Genomic DNA, 15,851 nt, shown 5'->3' on the forward strand with positions numbered 1-15,851 from the left:
TATAACTATTACATTTCATATCTAAAATTTTGTTACCTATTAAATAACACGTTACAAAGATAATTGTTTCTTAACGAGGCTAGCTTAGTTGCTCTTCCAATATCCGACTCGATGCCTTGGCCAGATAAATTTAAACTTCCTATATTGTTATCCTGCAGACGATAGACATGAAATTTTCTGTACTGTTGATCCTTAAAGTAGAGGATTATCTTTCAAAACCTTGCTCACCGGTATTAAAATAGAGCCAACGTTTCAGATTAATTAGTAGCGGCTTTATGTTACAAAACTTTTACCTTAAAAATATATTTTTGTAACTTGTCGCTTACCGGGAACAGGAATGAGAAAAAAGACAAAGGAGACAATTTTCAGGAAGAGTTTGCTGATTCTTATGCAAGCAGTATTTACCTGCCTCATTATTTTATCTTTCTCTGCTTTTAAACTTGTAATTTCATCATCCACCATATCGTGGAAAAAATCCAGATCTGAAACAGCCCATCATCTGGTTAAGCGCTTAACGGCTAATGAAAAGATATACTTCGCTCTTTCTAATGCGGAGCCGAGGCAAAAAAAGTACCGGTTTTGATTTCAGCAAAATAACAGTAGAATTCCTAGCATTTAACCGTAAGGTTAAATGCTAGACCCTCATTATCGAATTAATCTGTAAGAAGAATCCTTACTTCTTTTAATAAACGATCGATATCAAAAGGCTTTAATATTACGCAATCAGCACCATGGTCTAAGGCAGTGCTAATTTTAGCTTCGTTCGAAGCAGATACGATAATTACGGGTATATGCTTGGTAACATCTAGACTTTTAAGCTCTTTACATAGCAATCTGCCGTCATGCTCACCAAGTTCAATATCAAGAATTATCAAATCTGGCTGCATCTTTCTGACTAATTTAATGAAGCCTTTGCCATCAGGAAGAGTTGCGACCATATAACCTTCCATTTCCATTGTAATGGTCAACACATCTAAGTTGGATGGCTCATTGTCAACTATAAGAATTGTTTTCATGTTGAGAGAGAATAGCAGTTGTTTATGGGCGAAGAACCAAAAACTTACTATCAAATTTAAACATTATAAATCATTTATCCATGACAACGAATATTGGCGGCATTAACGTTACAATAAGTCTTTGCTTGTGGTATTGTTGTTGATACGGTTTAGATTACCTTTAAACAAAAAACCATGACCTTTGATCAATTCAATATTCTGATTAATGAGCAAACATCTTCATTACAAGCCCATGCAATAAAATTTACCAATGACGTAGATGATGCACAAGGCCTTATGCAAGATACTATGATGAAAGCCATTAAGAATTATGATAAGTTTGATGAAGGGACGAATTTAAAGGGGTGGTTATACACCATCATGAAGAATACGTTTATTAATAATTACCGTAAAAACGTAAAGACCCAAACTATGGTCACTCAGGAAGAGGAGATTTCATCTGCCAACCTAATGCTAAGTGCGACTCGCAATGCATCTGAAGGCAATCTGGTTATGGGAGATATTAATGTTGCATTGGCGAAATTACCTGTACACCTATCAACACCTTTTGTTAGATATGTTGAAGGTTACAAGTATCATGAGATTGCAGAAGAAATTGGAATTCCAATTGGAACTGTCAAAACAAGAATCCACGAAGCTCGTAAACATCTTTCAAAGATGCTAAAGATGTACAAAGAGAAAATCAGTTAGTCAAAATATTAGAGCCACTTATATGGGTTTTCTGTTCTTAAAACATCTCTGCTTGTGACTGTCTGGATCGAGTTTTAGATGTAAGTTCTTATTGTTTTAAATGATTATCATGATAAGAGTTTTAAGCTTTGTAGTAAGTTTGCAAGTATAGATGGAAGTTAAAAATTTTAGGAAATTCATTGGCGAAAAGGTTTATCTTGAGCCCCAAGAATTAGACCTGGTCATTTCTAAGTGCAGACTGAAAGTTATCCCTAAAGGTAAGTTGGTGTTAAAAGCTGGACAGATCGCTAATCAATACTACTACATTGTTAAAGGTGGGCTGAGGTTTTATTATGAATTCAATGACAGGGAAACCACTACCTGGGTATGCTTTCAAAACGAATTCTTTACCGAGATTTCCAGTCTCCATCCACAAAAGCCGACCCGGTTTAATATTCAGGCCATTGGAGAAACAGAACTAATTGTCCTTGATAAAAAGGATATGGATTTCCTTTATGCCTATATCCCTGGCTGGGATGAATTTGGCCGGAAAATCTGGGAAGCAACAGCTGCAAGGATGATCGATCAGTTATTAAATTTCCAAACGCTATCTGCCGAAGAAAGATACCTTAGATTTTTATCAACACCCGAAATGCTTCAGAAAATACCAATAAACCAGCTTGCTTCGATACTGGGAATCACCCCTAACGCTTTGAGCAGGATCAGGAACAAGATCAGGTAAGCGAATTTTCTACCATCTGGTAGTTTTTCCAATATGCTCTGGCGTTAACTTTGGTCACACAAAACAAAGCATACAACATGAGCGATCATTCAAAAGAGTTACAAATTTTATATTCAGACGGTGAACTTATCAAACAGTTTCCGGGTTTCGCCAACCATTATGTTAACGTAAATGGAATTGACCTTCATTATGTAGAGGGTGGAACCGGAGATCCACTGATATGCCTGCCTGGCTGGCCGCAAACCTGGTATTCTTACCGTCAGGTAGCAATAGAACTATCAAAGAAACATCGGCTGATCATCGTAGATATCAGAGGTATGGGTACTACAGAAAAACCAGGCTTGGGATTCGACAAAAAAAACATGGCCGAAGATATACTGGAGTTAATTAAAAAACTTGGTCTTGAAAAGGTTAATATCATCGGTCATGATATTGGTGGCATGGTGGCGATGGCTTTGGCATTTAATCATCCGCAGTATATAGAAAAGCTGATCGTGGCCGATGGACTGCATCCAAGCCAAGGGATGTTGCAGATGCCTTTAATACCAGCCGCAGGTACTTTCGGGGATAAAATGGATACCAATATGCCTTATGCCTGGTGGATGGGATTTAATCAGGTCAAAGAACTCCCCGAAAAGATTCTTCAAGGCCGTTTTCGATATCTGATTGATTGGCTATTCAATTACGTAATGATAGACCCCAAAAGGATGAGTGAGCAGGAAAGAGCAATTTATGCCGATGCTTATAATGACGAAGAAAGCATAAGGGCATCAAACGCCTGGTATCAAAGCTTTGCTCAGGATATTGAGGATGCCAAAACTTACCAACCACTTTCGATGCCCGTACTTGGAATCGGCAGTAATGTGAGCTATCAATATATGAAAATGGCTATGCCTTACCTATGTCAGAACAGTTCCATGGTGGACCTCACAGAGAGCGGTCACTATATGTTCGAGGAATGCCCTGAAATGGTTGTTGATTCAATAAATACCTTCTTAAAAAATTAAACGAAGTAAATCATGAAGAAAATAGTTTTAGTAGCCGGCGCCACAGGAAATCTCGGTTCAATGATCTGTCTCGCACTAGTGAAGCGTGGTGCAGCAGTGAAAGCACTGGTACGGAAGGACAGCGATGTTACCAAATTATCGGTTTTAAAAGATGCCGGAATAGAGATTATTCCTGTAGATTATGATGATATTGAAAATCTGAGAAAAGCGTGCGAAGGTGTTGGCTGCGTGGTCTCAGCACTGGCAGGACTAACCGAGGTGATTTTAGACACGCAAAAAAGATTGTTAGATGCAGCATTGAGCGCTGGAGTGAAACGATTTATACCATCAGATTTCTGCACGGATTATAATGCATTGATTCCAGGAGAAAACCGGAACTTTGACCTAAGAAGATCGTTCAAAGAATATATCGACAAAACCAAAATAGTGACCACCTCTATTTTTAATGGTGCCTTTGCTGATATTCTCCAATATAACACACCGATACTAAATCTTAAAAATAAAACCATTGGGTATTGGGGCGATAAAGCGGATTGGAAACTAGACTTTACAACAGTAAAAAATACTGCTGCCTTCACTTCTGAGGTAGCCCTACAGGAGCAAACTCCACGTGATTTACATATTGCCAGTTTTCAAATCAGTCCAAAAATGTTAGCTGAACAAATTAAGTCGATTACCGGACAAACATATACTGTTCATAAACTTGGTGAAATGGATCAATTTTCAGATTCGATCAAGCTGCAACGGGCAAGCAATCCTTCGGGAGAGAGAGAATTATATTCAAAGTGGCAGCAGTCGCAATACCTTTATTCAATGTATTCTACTCAACATTCAGTCATAGATAACAATAGGTATGAAAACTTAGTATGGACTTCTGCTTCAGAATTCCTGCAATCTTTCCTAAAATAATAATAGGAACCTTGGCTTTGGTATTATGAATGGTTTTCCAAAAGATTTTTGTTTGCGGAATCTTAGAATGATCTATGTCATTGACAAAGGTTATTTGAAAATATTATCAGACTACAATCAAAAAAATGTTTGGCTTATTGAGGAACCGCGGCTTTATATCGGCTCTTTAACTTTATAACCACCAATTATGAAAAGTGGCAAGTTGTCTCAAAAAACGAACTTTAATTTGCTATTATATATATCATTTACTCATTATCAAAAACTAAAAATTAAATTTGATTAATGAAATGAGTTTATGATAAAATAGGAAAAAAGCGGAGTACTTTAGGACAATAGTAGGCAACTCTGCTTACTTTTATATTCTCAAGCCCTACCTCCTGAAACTTATTAAATAACCAGGGAATAATGATAACATTGGCATTTGTGTATCTATCTGCTTACCAGATTTTTTCCATTATTTCGTTTCGTCTGTTCTTGTACGAACCATATCCCAACATAAAGTGAAAGAAACCTGAAAATATCTCTCTTTTTCCTGTGGATTAAGAATCAGGAAGTTAATCGTACTATACAGTAAGGTGCTATACATTTTTATAAGAAACTCAACAGGAACATCCTTGATTTGCTTATTTAAGATGGCTGCTTTCCACCATTCAAGTAATTCAAGCCAGGTATCGTCCTCCTGCATAATCTGTTTTTTATAATAAGCTGAGTTAACAAACTGTTGAATAAAGCCAAATTCACTTTGATGTGCCAATGACCATTCTATTAGGTTATTCCACATACACCGCAAGTGCTCTCTAACATCACTTGCGGTTTCTTTAGTTTTTGTCTGGGCTATAAAATTACGCTTTGCGTACACATAACTTGATGTAATAATATCATCCTTGGTAGAAAAATGATGAAAAAGCGTACCCGTAGCAACTCCTGCAGATTTTGAAATATCGGCTGTTGCAACCTTATCGAAGCCACGATCCACAAAGAGATCAATTGCGGCGATAATAATTTTTTCTTTCTTGGATATATTGTTCCCAGTCATTGCTGCCAAAGTTAGAACATTTCAATTATTACTTATTACAAGTTGCGGTCACCCTTTGTATATTCTAAGATCCATCCGGGATATTCTGCCGGCAATTGACTGATCTCATCAAGTGTGGTCAATTCCTCAGTTGTAAATTTAACATTGGCTGCGTTAAGGTTATCAGATAATTGTTCTTGTCTTTTTGCTCCGATGATAATACTTGTCACCGCAGGTTGGTGTAGTAACCAGGCAAGGGACAGCTGGGCAACAGAAACATTTTTTTCTTTAGCCATTACGTGCAGAACATCTAATATGTTAAATGCCCTTTCGGAGTTAACCAATGGGAAGTTTACAGTTTTACGCCTTCCTGAATCGTTATCCCCGGATCTTGAATATTTACCACTTAATAATCCTCCTGCAAGTGGACTCCAAACCATTAGCCCAACATTTTGATTAACTAACAATGGAATAATCTCTCGTTCAATATCCCTTCCAGCAACGGTATAGTAAGCCTGAAGCGATATGAACTTTTCTATACGGTTATATTTTGAATAAGATAGCGCCTGAGATAAAAACCAAGCTGGAACATTGCTTGCTCCAATGTAACGCACTTTCCCACTTCTTACCAGATCATCCATCACATCAAGAGTTTCTTCAACAGGGGTCAATGGATCATAAGAATGCATCTGATAGAGATCTATATAATCTGTACCTAAACGTCGAAGACTTGCATCTATCTGTTGCATCAAGTGTTTGCGGGATAAACCTTTATCATTCATCCCCGGACCCATCGCTGACCTTGCCTTGGTTGCCAATACTAAAGAATCCCGGTCAATTCCCAGGTTCTTGATAGCCTGTCCGGTGATTTCTTCAGACCTTCCTCCGCTATATACATTCGCAGTATCTATAAAATTAATGCCGGCATCTATTGCATGCTTCACTAACTGATCGGCATCCGATTGATTTAACCCTCCTAATTCTTTGTAAACAGGGTGATCCCCAAATGTCATAGTTCCTAAGCAAAATTCAGAAACAATGAGTCCTGAACTTCCTAACTTTTTAAATTTCATACAAATCAAGATTAAACCGACTGACTGGTCGGTCTACAAATGTAGCTAAATTTTTAAAATTCAATAGGCAAATAATTGGATGGCCGAGATTATCAAGAAATGGTGGATTTTTGATAGGTTGAGGGTTTTGTACTCAATTTTTTCGTCTCAAAAAACGAACTATTTAGCTGGTTCCATACCTTAATAGTATCTCGACCTATTGTATTTTCTTTTAATACAGATGTACCTAAACTGTAGCATTATACACGTTCAGCTTCAGAAAGTGCAAATGATCAATTCCTTATAAAAAATATACGGGTAGCTACAGGATGGTTGGTACAAATATTTTTCGCAGTTTAGTATGAAAAGCTACTACAAGATTTGATCTTAAATTGATCAGCGCTTCTAGAACTAACCAAATATATATGAGAAAATACATTATTTTTCTGCTACTATTTGTTGCAATAGGATCATCCTTTATACTTTCAAACAATGCTGTTAGTCTAAAAACTATAAAGTTGGTTACGCCATTTAAAATGCCCCCTGTTACGTATCCAGACTTCTCCCGCAGTCCGCATTTTTCCATATTAGACTTTGGAGCGGAACAAGGCAATAAAGAAAAAACCACCCAGGCCATTGCTGCTGCAATTTCAGCTGCAAACAGCGCAAAAGGGGGCGTGGTAATAATCCCAGAGGGAGAATGGCTTACCGGTAAAATTACTTTGATGAGCAATGTAAATCTGCACCTGAACAAAGGTGCGCTACTGTTGTTTTCTAAAAACCCTGATGATTACCTACCTGCAGTAAATACCAGTTGGGAGGGGATGGAATGCTTAAATTATGCCCCACCTTTATGCCTATCAATGCAAAAATATTGCAATAACTGGAGAAGGGGAAATAAAGGCGCAGATGGATGTTTGGAAAACGTGGTTCGCTCGTCCCAAACCACACATGGAGAGTATCAAACGCCTTTACAACCTTGCAGCAACTTATAGGCCTGTTGAAGAGCGCCAGATGGTAAATGATACGGCCCACCTTCGTCCCCAGTTTATTCAGTTCAACCGTTGTGAAAATGTGTTGCTTGAAGGAATTAAGATAACCAACAGCCCATTTTGGACAATTCATCCTTATCTATCTAGGAACGTGGTGATCAGAAAAGTCAAGGTCTATGCGCACGGGCACAATAATGATGGAATAGATCCGGAAATGAGCGAAAACGTGCTGATAGAGGATTGCGTCTTTGATCAGGGCGATGATGCAATTGCAATAAAGTCCGGACGTAATCCCGAAGGCTGGCGGCTGGGGCGACCATCTAAAAATATCGTCATCAGAAACTGTTTTGTGAAAAATGGCCATCAACTGCTGGCTATAGGAAGTGAACTTTCTGGTGGTGTAGAAAATGTGCTGATCGAAAATTGCGAGGTACAGGATGGTGCCAAACTTAATCACCTAATATTTATTAAAACAAATGAGCGGATGGGTGGCTATGTCAAAAACATTTATGCCAACAATCTCAAAGCTGGAAAAATTGACCAGGGGATCCTAGGGATTGAAACTAATGTGTTATATCAGTGGAAAAACCTGGTTCCCACTATAGAGATCAGGCTTACGCCCATTAAAAATGTTCAACTTAACCAGATTAGTGCAAAGCAGGTAAAGTTCATATCCAGAATTTTAGGGGAGCAAAAACTTCCCGTAAAAAACGTTACATTAAAACAGGTTAACGCCGCTGAGATAAGCGACCGGTCTCATATTCACGAAAACATTATTGCTTTCAAAATTCAATAACATTATCAAAAGAAAATATGTTCCTTGAAAGAGAGAAAATTATTCCAGCCAAAAGCTCCTTTATCGTTATCCTGTTAACAGTTTGCTGTATTAATCAATATTCATGAGTCATGATTTTATTCGGTAAAATTTATACTTCTGGTTTAGCTATCTAATTACTACTTGCAACTGGATAAAAAAAGATAGAATTGGTGCTAGTGGTGTGATGGAATCACAAAGAGAGAATAGAATTTGCAGATTTTTAGGCGATATATCTTATCCGCTATATATGTTGCATTAAGAAATCGAATTACGGGATGGTTCGGTTATCTTTATTTCGCCTTTCAAAATCGAGAATTTAAATTATATCTTAACGATCTGCAGGTTACTACCTTAATTTTTCAGTAAGCATTCTTAAACAATTTCTTTGCCGATAAGCTTTTTACTTACCGTTTATTATGCTTTTATCAGTTGGTTCATCCTTTACAGATTAATATTGATAAGGATGAGATGCTGAAATACTGCAACCTGTTGACAGAAATAAAAAAGGAGTTAGTATATAGTAAGATAGATAGCGTCCATATTATTCGCTCCTTGTTATACTATCTGCTCCAGACTTTAAATCGCCAGTATTCTGAGCAGTATGGGCTCTCGTTAAGAAGCACACAGCATAATTCTGCTTTCCTTTTCAAAAACTTAATGGAGATCCATATTAAAGATAAACAGCGGATTGCTGATTATGTTGAAATATTGGGTATTAGCAAGATTTCATGCAACAACGCCGTTAAGGCCCAATTCAACACTACGGCTACCAAATTGCTAAAACAACGCTTACTGCTTGAAATACAAAATTCGCTCCTTCACTCAAATAAAACTATTCGAGATAGCTTACCAACTTCATTTTCCTGAACCGAAACATCTGATGAGATTCTCTACAACTCAAACAAGTCAAACTCCAACAGAATTCATAAATAGCATAAAAAAATAAGCCGAGTTATTTCTTCATTAAACGGTTAATTTGGATAAGCCAAACAATCGTATAATATCATTTCCGTCTCAAACAATAAAAGTATTCAACCCCTATTGTATATCTTTCTTTCAGCTGTAAGTTTAATTGCAACGATTATGGCAAAAAAAAATTGGTTTACAAAATGAAACTTTTCACTTAACTATCATTTTTTGCCTCATCTGGAAAAGTGCAAATACTATTCAATTTTTTATAGCTATTAAATAAAATTTGAATATTACTTATCATTAATATCTATGATTAAAATATCACATTTCACTAGATTACCTTCTTTCGCTTTACTCTGCAGTATTTTTTAACTTCATCAATAAAGAATATGCACCGCGTAAAACGATCTCCTTCCCATCTAAACTGTTTCCCACCACCGTTTGATTATTTTCTGACACCCCTCTCTGCAGGGCAGTCATACGGAAGGTGGAATCGTTTTCTTTGATAAATACATAGTCCTTATTTTCAAAATTGACAATGGCATCATTGGGTATCACTTTCTCTTTTTTGGCATTCAGCTGGATTTCAGCATTCATGTACATGCCAGGTGTTAAGCTCTTATCTTCCTGATCGAAGTGACAGTGTATCTCGGCACTTCTGTTTTCGTTTAAGGAATGGCTCACCAGAATAATGCTGGAGCTAAACTTCCTATCGGGATTATTATTGGTGTAAGAGCTCACCCGTTGTCCAATGGAAACTTTGTCCAGATCTTTTTCATAAACCGTTAAGTTTAAATGAATATCCTCAGGATTGATCAGCTCGAACATCACATCTGATGGGGTTACATATCTACCGACATTCATATTTACCTTACTTACATAACCATTAATGGGCGAGTAAATTCTGATCGTACGTGAAATGTTTCTGGTCGTCAGTTTCCTGCTATTGATTCCGATCATGCTGAGTTTAGCTGCAAGGGCATTGGTTTCCACATTCAGGTTTTTCAGCTCACTTTCGGCCTGCTCAAGCACCTTGTCGCTACTAGCTTTAGTACTGTTCAGTTCCCTCTGGCGTTCATATTCTTTGATAGCAAAACCTTGTCTGTTGCTTGCCCTCAGGTAATCCTGTTGAAGCTGAATATACTGCGGATCTTCCATTATCGCCAATATCTGGCCTTTGCGAACCCTCGTTCCCGGTAGCATTTCTGTCGATTTCAGATAGCCACCCAAAGGAATGCTCACCGAAACCAGATTCTGGGGAGGAACGTCTATCTGCCCGCTTAATTTCAGCACCTTGCTCACGTCCTGAAGTTTCGTTTCGCCCACTTCCAGATTAATGTTTTTAGCTTCTTTCGCATTCAGATACACTAGATTACTATTTGTTTTTTTAGGTTCTTCCGGAAGTTTTTCTTCCTCGCCATTGCAGGCAAATAAGCATACAAACAAGGATGCGCAGACTAAGAACTGTTGATATGACTTGAAATTCATTGTTATTTTGATAGAAGATAATTTAAATTGATAATGCTGTTGTTCAGGTTTTTTACTGCGTCAAAATAATCGAGCTGCACCTGTAAAGATTGTTGATTGAGGATGGTCCATTCCAGATAGTTGATCTCTCCGATTTTAAGCTGTCTATCCAATGTCAGCGTTACGGCAACTGCATTTTTTAACGCAGTGTTCTCATATTCTTCAACTATATCTGCATACTGACCTACCTGCCTGGTTACACTTTCAAATTCTGCACGCAACTGTTTGTTACGGTAATCCGTATCATTTTTAGCAATCAGCTGTTGCGTTCTGGCAGATTTTATCCTGGCCCGCTGGGCACCAGCAAATACCGGGATTTCTATACCAAGCTGAACGGATTGAAACCTGTTCCCACGGTCATAACGGATCCCATCCTGCAGGCTCATATTATTGTATGCCAGAGAAACATCAGGGAAGAGCTTTGCACTTTCTGCTTTGATTGCTGCTGCTGCAACCTGTTCCTGCTGCCGTTGCAAATTCAAATCAGGATGGGATGCAAGTGATGAACTGTCATCTGGTGGTACATCCAGTTTTAACTTATCTGAAATGGGAACAGGTTTTTCATTGGTATTCATTAAAAGCATGAGTTCTCGTAACCGTAATTCTTTTTCATGAACAAGGTTTTTCTCTTGGATTTTTAACTGCGACAGCTGATTTTCGGCAGATGCCCTTTCGAGTATATTGGTTTCCCCGGCTTTAAGTCGCGATGCAGCAACCCTTAAAAATGCGGTATAGGCCGAGTCCATTCTTTTCAACACCTTCTCCCTCTCATCAATCACCATCAGCTCATAAAATACAGACCTTGTGATTTTTTTAATCTCGGCTTCTTTCACATTCACCTCCATCAAAATAGCCTTCCACTCCTCGCTCAGCTGTCTGGTTTGCCTGTTGTATACAGTTGGCAAACTGAAACTTTGAGAGATGCTGAACTTATCATCTCTAAGCGGACTATTGAACTTTCCGTACTCTGCCCCAACTACAGTTTTTGGAAAATTACTTCCTGTGTTGATGAGCAGCTTGGCCTGTTCTGCCCTCAATTGACGGTTTTTGATCAATAAATTATTCGCCACGGCCGTTTCAACGGCTTCTTCAACAGAAATTCTTCGTTGAGCGCTGGCTGGCAGAAAAGCTATCAACACCAAAAGCGAGGTAATAACCGGTTTTGCAACTTTTGCCCTAATGCCTTTTTCAAAAGCAATATAAAGAACAGGTAGTACAAACAAAGTGAGTAGTGTGGCAATCATCAACCCACCGATTACCACTGTCGCCAAAGGTCTTTGGACGGATGCACCTGCACCATTACTTAGCGCCATAGGCAAAAAACCAAGTGATGCCACAAAAGCGGTCATCAGTACAGGTCTCAGCCGGGTTACCGTTCCGTTGGTTACAATTTTTCTTAAATCGGTTTCTCCGGAATTTTTGATCCGGTTGAATTCTGCCACCAAAACGATTCCGTTGAGTACCGCAATTCCAAAAAGTGCTATGAAGCCGACGCCGGCACTGATGCTAAAAGGCATTCCCCGGATGGAAAGCAGAAAAATTCCTCCGATTGCCGAAAGTGGAATGGCAGTGTAGATCAGCAGGCCATATTTAATGGAATTAAACGCAAAGTACAAGAGTAAAAATATCAGCACCAATGAAACCGGTACCGCAACAGATAAACGTGATTTCGCCTCATTGAGGTTTTCAAATGAGCCGCCAAAGCTAACAGTATAGCCCGTAGGCAAATTAATCTGCGCTGCTACCTTCTCCTGAAGTTCTTCCACAATACTTTCCACATCTCTGCCGTTCACATTAAAACCAACCAATATTCTTCGTCGCGTATCTTCACGCTGAATCTGGCTCGGACTATCGACCAATGCCACTGATGCCACCTGGTTTAAGGGAATCTGTATTCCGGCAGGTGTCGGGATCAGTAAATTCTGAACATCCTGAATATCTTTCCGCTGATCGTGTTGCAACCTCACCACTAGATCAAACCGTCTTTCTCCTTCAAATACCAGCCCGGTACTCTGGCCAGCAAATGCTGCATTAATATTTCTGTTGATTTCTGAGATATTCAAACCGTGCTGTGCGATAGCTGCCCGGTTGTATTTAATCACGATCTGAGGTGTACCCGTAATCTGCTCCACATACAATTCAGTGGTGCCATCTACAGTTTTGACCAGGTTCCCCAACTGCTTGGCAAAAATCCCCAGCGTATCCAGGTTTTCGCCAAAAATCTTACACACCACATCCTGCCTGGCACCAGTCATGAGCTCATTAAACCTCATCTGTACCGGAAACTGAAAACTAGTGGTTACCCCTGGAACTTCGGCTGCCGCTGCGCCCATCTTTTCAGAAAGTTCATCGAAAGATTTAGATGTTGTCCATTCCGATTTGGGTTTCAGATTGATGATCATATCACCCATATCCATTGGCAAAGGTTCGGTAGGTACTTCACTGCTTCCTATTTTGGTCACTACATTGATCACCTCCGGAAACCTCGATTTCAGAATACCTGCAACTTTTTGTACATTTTCCATTGTAGTATTAAGGCTACTCCCCGAAAGCACCCTGGTTTCAACCGCGTAGTCACCTTCCTCAATTGATGGAATAAATTCGCCGCCCATCCTGCTAAGCAGAAAAACAGCAATCACGAATAGAAAAACAACGAACCCGATGATGATCTTAGGGATTCGCAATGCCCTTGTTAGTAAGGATTGATATCGATATTCGATTTTACCCATTATCTGATCTGAAAAGTTTTGCTTGGTTTTAATCTTTTTGCTCAGGAAAATACTGCTCAACATCGGGATGTAAGTTAATGAGAGAATAAATGCCCCGAGCAGGGCAAAGGCCACTGTTTGCGCCATTGGTTTAAACATCTTCCCCTCAATACCTTGTAAGGCAAAAATGGGCAGATAAACCACTAGGATAATAATTTGTCCAAAGACCGCACTGTTCATCATTTTTGAAGAGGCACTTTTTACTTGCTTATCCATTTCCTGCTGAGAAAGCATGGTTAGACCTGCAAACCGTTTATTGTGGCTAAGCTGATGCATGACTGCCTCTACGATAATGACGGCTCCGTCTACAATCAAACCAAAATCCAAAGCGCCAAGGCTCATTAAGTTTCCGCTAACCCCGAAAAGGTTCATCATGATGACAGCAAAAAGCATAGATAGAGGGATAACAGATGCCACAAGCAAACCAGCTCTGAAATTTCCCAAAAATAGTACGAGCACGAAAACCACGATCAGTGCACCCTCCAATAAATTGGTCTGTACAGTACTGATTGCATTGGTTACCATATTGGTACGATCCAGGAAAGGTTCAATAACTACGCCTTTGGGCAGGGTTTTCTGGATTTCGGCAATCTTTTCTTTGATACTTTTAATTACCACATTACTATTGGCTCCTTTTAGCATCATCACAATTGCACCAGAAACTTCTCCCTGGTTGTTATAGGTAAGTGCGCCGTATCTGGTTGCAGAACCAATTACTACTTCTGCAACGTCTCTGATCAGTAAAGGCGCACCACCCTTGTTGCTCCTGATTACCACATTCTCGATATCTTCCTTGTTGCCAATCAATCCCTCACTACTGATGTAAAGCACGGTAGATTGCTTCTCAATATAAGCCCCGCCGGTATTCTGGTTATTGCTTTCCAGCGCATCAAAAATATCGGCGATGGTAATTCCATGCGATTGCAACTTACCAGGACTGATAGTAACTTGATATTGTTTCTGTTTACCACCAAAACTGCTCACTTCGGCAACACCTTTCACCCCAAGCAACTGACGGCGAACTACCCAGTCTTGAATAGTTCGAAGTTCGGTAATGTCGTACTTACCCTCATAACCTTTTTCCGGCCTGACAACATATTGGTAAATTTCCCCCAACCCCGTTGATATGGGGCCCATTTCGGGTTTTCCAATTCCATCTGGAATGGATTCCTGTACAACGATGAGTCGTTCTGAAACCTGCTGCCTGGCCCAATAAACATCTACATCATCATTGAAAACCAGTGTAACAAGTGATAAACCGAACCGGCTATAACTCCTAATTTCCTTGATCCCTGCAATATTGCTGCTAGCCTGTTCTACAGGAAAAGTGACCAAGCGCTCAATATCTGTTGCGCCGTAAGAGGGTGCTACGGTAATGATTTGCACTTGATTATTGGTAATATCGGGTACAGCATCTACCGGCAATTTAAAGAGCTCAAAAACTCCATATATAATTAGGGCGATGGTAAACAACGCCACGATGAGTTTATTCTTCACAGAAAACCCAATGATTTTATTAAGCATAAAAAATGAATATGATCTTTCTCAATTAAAAAAGGAATGACCACAAAAAGAGGGCATGTCCTAAACCTAGATTACGGAAATGCTTTTGGGAGGTTGCCAGATTTTAACTGTATCCGGACTTGGAATATAGCCTTCCGTGTAATGGAAAGTATCATTTTTGATAATTATTCTAACAGCCTTTTCGAAAGTATTAAAATGCGAAACAGGAATTGCAGGCGTTAAAAAACCACTCATGTCAATGGTCTTGAACGGTAGCTGATCGTCTCTTTCCTGATCATTATCAGTATGTGGTACAGAATTATAATGATCATATACGAAAACGAAAAAACTTAAATTCTGCTTAAGCTGCTTGTGCTCACTGAAATGTTGAAACAGCACGGGTAGCTTCAGTATTTCCCTGAATTCCGTAGCAGAAAACAAATACAGCACCAGAAGAGTAAAAGTAATGCGCTTTTTCAATGGTTCAAAGTTAGCCAAAAAGTGTAGATGATAAAAGAGTCGAGTCTCACTTTTGTGTTACAACCATGGCCGGCGTATTTGGATGATTTCACCTCTGCAATCCCAGCAATAAAAATCGTCTCAAAAACGAATATTTTTAGCTGATAATTATCAAACACCCACAGGACCTATTCGTTTATTGAAATGAGTTTATGAGAATTTGTACAACAGAAAAACATGAATTCTGCTCGTTTCAATATAAATATGATTATTTAAAGCAATTTCACAAACAAATTATTAAGGTTTTGCGACAATTGTTAGGATTTTGATACGTGGAGCGGCATCATTATGCTTTCATATAAATTTCATCAATAGATGCCCTTACATCTATTGATAGAACAATAAAAAAAATACCTAACAAAAGCAGTTTGTGGTCAATCACATCACATTGAATGCATCCATG

At 39.0% G+C, this 15,851-nt stretch carries 12 protein-coding genes; 6 read left to right on the forward strand and 6 right to left on the reverse strand.

Translation table 11 applies throughout. The annotated features are described in order from the left end of the window. Positions 1–653 precede the first annotated feature (653 nt). Positions 654–1,016 carry a response regulator gene (locus ACZZZC_RS16065; RefSeq protein ID WP_463487672.1) on the reverse strand — a complete coding sequence of 121 codons (363 nt, stop codon included), beginning with the start codon at positions 1,014–1,016 and terminating at the stop codon, positions 654–656. 174 nt (positions 1,017–1,190) lie between these two features. On the opposite strand from ACZZZC_RS16065, the gene ACZZZC_RS16070 reads away from it, so the two are divergent. From ACZZZC_RS16070 to ACZZZC_RS16085, 4 genes are all read left to right on the forward strand, one after another. Further along, positions 1,191–1,706, forward strand: a complete 516-nt coding sequence (locus ACZZZC_RS16070) for an RNA polymerase sigma factor (protein ID WP_463487673.1) — start codon at positions 1,191–1,193, stop codon at positions 1,704–1,706. A 151-nt stretch (positions 1,707–1,857) separates the two neighbouring features. Further along, complete coding sequence (locus ACZZZC_RS16075; protein WP_463483074.1) at positions 1,858–2,427, forward strand: Crp/Fnr family transcriptional regulator; 570 nt, start codon at positions 1,858–1,860, stop codon at positions 2,425–2,427. Between the two features lie 77 nt (positions 2,428–2,504). Continuing rightward, positions 2,505–3,434, forward strand: coding sequence for an alpha/beta fold hydrolase (locus ACZZZC_RS16080; protein ID WP_463483075.1), 930 nt, complete (start codon positions 2,505–2,507; stop codon positions 3,432–3,434). A 12-nt stretch (positions 3,435–3,446) separates the two neighbouring features. Continuing rightward, positions 3,447–4,343 (forward strand): NmrA family NAD(P)-binding protein, encoded by an 897-nt coding sequence (locus tag ACZZZC_RS16085; protein ID WP_463487674.1) that lies wholly within the window; start codon positions 3,447–3,449, stop codon positions 4,341–4,343. 454 nt (positions 4,344–4,797) lie between these two features. On the opposite strand, the gene ACZZZC_RS16090 is transcribed toward ACZZZC_RS16085, so the two are convergent. Both ACZZZC_RS16090 and ACZZZC_RS16095 read right to left on the reverse strand, forming a co-directional pair. Then, complete coding sequence (locus tag ACZZZC_RS16090; RefSeq protein WP_463483077.1) at positions 4,798–5,379, reverse strand: TetR/AcrR family transcriptional regulator; 582 nt, start codon at positions 5,377–5,379, stop codon at positions 4,798–4,800. A gap of 35 nt (positions 5,380–5,414) precedes the next feature. Then, a complete protein-coding gene (locus ACZZZC_RS16095; RefSeq protein ID WP_463483078.1) occupies positions 5,415–6,431 on the reverse strand; it encodes an aldo/keto reductase in 1,017 nt (338 codons plus the stop codon). Positions 6,432–6,835: 404 nt separating this feature from the next. Between ACZZZC_RS16095 and ACZZZC_RS16100 the strand changes: the two genes are divergently transcribed. Both ACZZZC_RS16100 and ACZZZC_RS16105 read left to right on the forward strand, forming a co-directional pair. Further along, positions 6,836–7,405, forward strand: a complete 570-nt coding sequence (locus ACZZZC_RS16100; RefSeq protein ID WP_463487675.1) for a hypothetical protein — start codon at positions 6,836–6,838, stop codon at positions 7,403–7,405. After that, the gene (locus ACZZZC_RS16105; RefSeq protein WP_463483080.1) at positions 7,362–8,198 is read left to right on the forward strand and encodes a glycoside hydrolase family 28 protein; all 837 of its coding nucleotides are present in this window, start codon (positions 7,362–7,364) and stop codon (positions 8,196–8,198) included. Before ACZZZC_RS16100 ends, ACZZZC_RS16105 begins: the two co-directional genes overlap by 44 nt. 1,284 nt (positions 8,199–9,482) lie before the next feature. Here ACZZZC_RS16105 and ACZZZC_RS16110 read toward each other — a convergent pair. From ACZZZC_RS16110 to ACZZZC_RS16120, 3 genes are all read right to left on the reverse strand, one after another. Continuing rightward, positions 9,483–10,619: an efflux RND transporter periplasmic adaptor subunit gene (locus tag ACZZZC_RS16110; protein WP_463483081.1), complete on the reverse strand. Its 1,137-nt coding sequence runs from the start codon at positions 10,617–10,619 to the stop codon at positions 9,483–9,485. A 2-nt stretch (positions 10,620–10,621) separates the two neighbouring features. Beyond that, positions 10,622–14,950 (reverse strand): CusA/CzcA family heavy metal efflux RND transporter, encoded by a 4,329-nt coding sequence (locus tag ACZZZC_RS16115; RefSeq protein ID WP_463487676.1) that lies wholly within the window; start codon positions 14,948–14,950, stop codon positions 10,622–10,624. Positions 14,951–15,016: 66 nt separating this feature from the next. Further along, entirely contained in the window at positions 15,017–15,409 is a 393-nt protein-coding gene (locus tag ACZZZC_RS16120; protein ID WP_463483083.1) for a hypothetical protein, read from the reverse strand. Positions 15,410–15,851 lie beyond the last annotated feature (442 nt).

The organism is Pedobacter sp. AC212 (assembly GCF_979258625.1).

Bases quoted from the DNA above. Each gene is read 5' to 3' on its own strand.
- ACZZZC_RS16065 (WP_463487672.1), bottom strand. From the start codon at position 1,016: ATGAAAACAATTCTTATAGTTGACAATGAGCCATCCAACTTAGATGTG.
- ACZZZC_RS16070 (WP_463487673.1), top strand. From the start codon at position 1,191: ATGACCTTTGATCAATTCAATATTCTGATTAATGAGCAAACATCTTCA.
- ACZZZC_RS16075 (WP_463483074.1), top strand. From the start codon at position 1,858: ATGGAAGTTAAAAATTTTAGGAAATTCATTGGCGAAAAGGTTTATCTT.
- ACZZZC_RS16080 (WP_463483075.1), top strand. From the start codon at position 2,505: ATGAGCGATCATTCAAAAGAGTTACAAATTTTATATTCAGACGGTGAA.
- ACZZZC_RS16085 (WP_463487674.1), top strand. From the start codon at position 3,447: ATGAAGAAAATAGTTTTAGTAGCCGGCGCCACAGGAAATCTCGGTTCA.
- ACZZZC_RS16090 (WP_463483077.1), bottom strand. From the start codon at position 5,379: ATGACTGGGAACAATATATCCAAGAAAGAAAAAATTATTATCGCCGCA.
- ACZZZC_RS16095 (WP_463483078.1), bottom strand. From the start codon at position 6,431: ATGAAATTTAAAAAGTTAGGAAGTTCAGGACTCATTGTTTCTGAATTT.
- ACZZZC_RS16100 (WP_463487675.1), top strand. From the start codon at position 6,836: ATGAGAAAATACATTATTTTTCTGCTACTATTTGTTGCAATAGGATCA.
- ACZZZC_RS16105 (WP_463483080.1), top strand. From the start codon at position 7,362: ATGGAGAGTATCAAACGCCTTTACAACCTTGCAGCAACTTATAGGCCT.
- ACZZZC_RS16110 (WP_463483081.1), bottom strand. From the start codon at position 10,619: ATGAATTTCAAGTCATATCAACAGTTCTTAGTCTGCGCATCCTTGTTT.
- ACZZZC_RS16115 (WP_463487676.1), bottom strand. From the start codon at position 14,950: ATGCTTAATAAAATCATTGGGTTTTCTGTGAAGAATAAACTCATCGTG.